General features: G+C 73.0%; 4 protein-coding genes. All 4 read left to right on the top strand.

Annotated features, from left to right (window positions below):
- Positions 1-307: FAD:protein FMN transferase (locus G3I65_RS01115; RefSeq protein WP_203612242.1), on the top strand; the 307-nt coding region annotated here is incomplete at its 5' end.
- Between the two features lie 63 nt (positions 308-370).
- Positions 371-751, top strand: a complete 381-nt coding sequence (locus G3I65_RS01110) for a VOC family protein (protein WP_160693898.1) — start codon at positions 371-373, stop codon at positions 749-751.
- Entirely contained in the window at positions 748-1,569 is an 822-nt protein-coding gene (locus G3I65_RS01105) for a bifunctional 2-polyprenyl-6-hydroxyphenol methylase/3-demethylubiquinol 3-O-methyltransferase UbiG (protein WP_160693896.1), read from the top strand. Before G3I65_RS01110 ends, G3I65_RS01105 begins: the two co-directional genes overlap by 4 nt.
- 13 nt (positions 1,570-1,582) lie before the next feature.
- Positions 1,583-2,285, top strand: a 703-nt coding sequence (locus tag G3I65_RS01100) for an asparaginase (protein ID WP_160693894.1), incomplete at its 3' end; no start/stop codon positions are given.

Below are 2,285 nucleotides of genomic sequence, written 5' to 3'. Positions count from 1 at the left end.
CCACCCCGAGCAGCCCCTCGCCGTGTGCGCGGTGCTGGAGTCGCGCAACGGCGCGATCGCGACGTCGGCGGCGTACGAGCGCGGCTCGCACATCCTCGACGGCCGCTCCGGCACCCCCGCGACGGGCCTGATGAGCGTCACCGTCGTGGCCGGCGACCTGGTCACGGCGGACGCGCTCGCCACGGCGGCGTTCGCGATGGGCGAGGAGGGCATCACGTGGGCGGCCGACCGGCCGGACTGCGAGATCCTCATCGTCGACGACAGCCGCCGCGTGCACCGGACGGCGGGGCTGGCGCTGGCTTCCTGAAATCGGCTCGCCCCGGCGCTCCGGCTGAGCCAGACTCGGCGGCACCCGACTTCGAGGAGTGCCATGCCGTCGTCCGTGCTGAACGTGTCCGTCGACTGCGCCGACCCGTACCGGCTGTGCCAGTTCTGGAGCGCGGTCACCGGGAAGCCGGTTCCCGAAGAGGACCAGCCCGGCGACGACGAGTGCGGCATCCACCTCGACGGCGGGATCGACCTGCTGTTCCAGCGCGTCCCGGAGCCGAAGACGGTGAAGAACCGGCTCCACGTCTGCCTGCGGCCGGACGTCCCGCGCGACGAAGAGGTTTCCCGGCTGCTGGGCCTGGGCGCGACGCTGGTCGACGACCTCCGCAAGCCCGACGGCACCGGCTGGGCGGTGCTCGCCGACCCCGAGGGCAACGAGTTCTGCGTCCTGCGCAGCGCGGCCGAGCGCGCGGCGACGTCGTGACGGACTCGTTCGCCGTCAACAAGGCGAACTGGGACGAGCGCGCGGAGCTGCACGCTGCTTCGCCGGACTACAACTTCGCCGACTTCGCCGCGGATCCCGCGTACCTGAGCGCCGTCGTCCGGTTCGACCGGCCGCGCCTCGACGACATCGCCGGGCTGCGTGCGGTGCACCTGCAGTGCCACATCGGCACGGACACGGTGTCGCTCGCGCGGCTCGGCGCTTCGGTGACCGGCTTGGACTTCTCGGGTGCGGCGCTCGCGGAGGCGCGGAAGCTGGCCACGGCGGCGGGCGCGTCGATCGACTTCCGCGAAGCCAACGTGTACGACGCCGTCGAAGTGCTGGGCGCCGGCGGGTTCGACCTGGTCTACACCGGGATCGGGGCGCTGTGCTGGCTGCCGTCCGTGGCGCGGTGGGCGTCGGTCGTCGCGGGCCTGCTGCGCCCGGGCGGGCGGCTCTTCATCCGGGAGGGTCATCCGATGCTGGGAACGCTGGACGAGAACGACCCGGCCACCCCGCGCTACCCGTACTTCGAGCACGCCGAGCCGCTGGTGTTCGACGAGCCCGAAACGTACGTCGCCACCGACCGGCCGCTGGCGAACAGCGTCAGCCACTCGTGGAACCACTCGCTGGGCGAAATCATCACCGCGCTGCTGGACAACGGCTTGACGCTGACCGCGTTCACCGAGCACGACAGCGTCCCGTGGAACGCGATCCCCGGCCAGATGGTGCACGACGAAGCCACCGACGAGTGGCGGATGAAGGACACGCCGTCGCGGCTCGCGGCGAGCTACACGCTCCAGGCGGTCAAGCCCGGCTGAATAGGGTGGCCGCATGAGCTTGATCGCGGTCGCCACCCTCGGCGGAACCATCTCGATGGCCCCGGCTCCCGGGACCGGCGCCGTCCCCCGGTTCGGCGCGGCCGAACTGGTCGGCGCGCTCGGCGAGCTGCCGATGGACGTCCGCGCCGAAACCCTGGCCGGGATCGGCAGCGCGTCGATGGACTTCGCGACGCTGCTGCGGTGCCGCGACTGGGGCCTGCGGCAGGACGCCGACGGGTTCGTCGTCGTGCAGGGCACCGACACCCTCGAGGAGACCGCGTACTTCCTCGACCTGTGCTGGCCGTCGGAGATCCCCGTGGTCGTCACCGGCGCGATGCGCAACGCGGGCCTGCTCAGCCCGGACGGCCCGGCCAACCTCCGGAACGCCCTGACCGTGGCGGCCGATCCCCGCAGCCGCGGCCGGGGCGCGCTGGTCACGCTGAACGACGACGTCCACGCGGCGCGCTGGGTGCGGAAAGCGCATACGAGCCACCTGGAGGCGTTCACGTCGGCGCCCGCGGGGCCGCTGGGCATGGTGGTGGAGCACGCGGTGCACTACTTCCACCCGTCGCCGCCGCGGCCGCCGGTGCGCACCGGCGAGGACTTCGGCGGGCTGGTCCCGGTGGTCGAAGCGGGCCTCGACGACTCGGGCGCGGTCCTCGCGCACGCGGCCACGCAGCCGGGCGTCCGCGGCATCGTGCTGGCGGCGACGGGCG

The sequence above is a fragment of the Amycolatopsis sp. SID8362 genome, from assembly GCF_010550475.1.
Lineage (GTDB): Bacteria > Actinomycetota > Actinomycetes > Mycobacteriales > Pseudonocardiaceae > Amycolatopsis > Amycolatopsis eburnea.
The sequence above is the reverse complement of the archived record's forward strand: the minus strand, read 5'-3'. Positions and strand labels throughout refer to the sequence as shown.

What these genes read in the sequence shown, in the direction of transcription:
- G3I65_RS01110 (WP_160693898.1), top strand. Translation starts at nt 371, where the DNA reads ATGCCGTCGTCCGTGCTGAACGTGTCCGTCGACTGCGCCGACCCGTAC.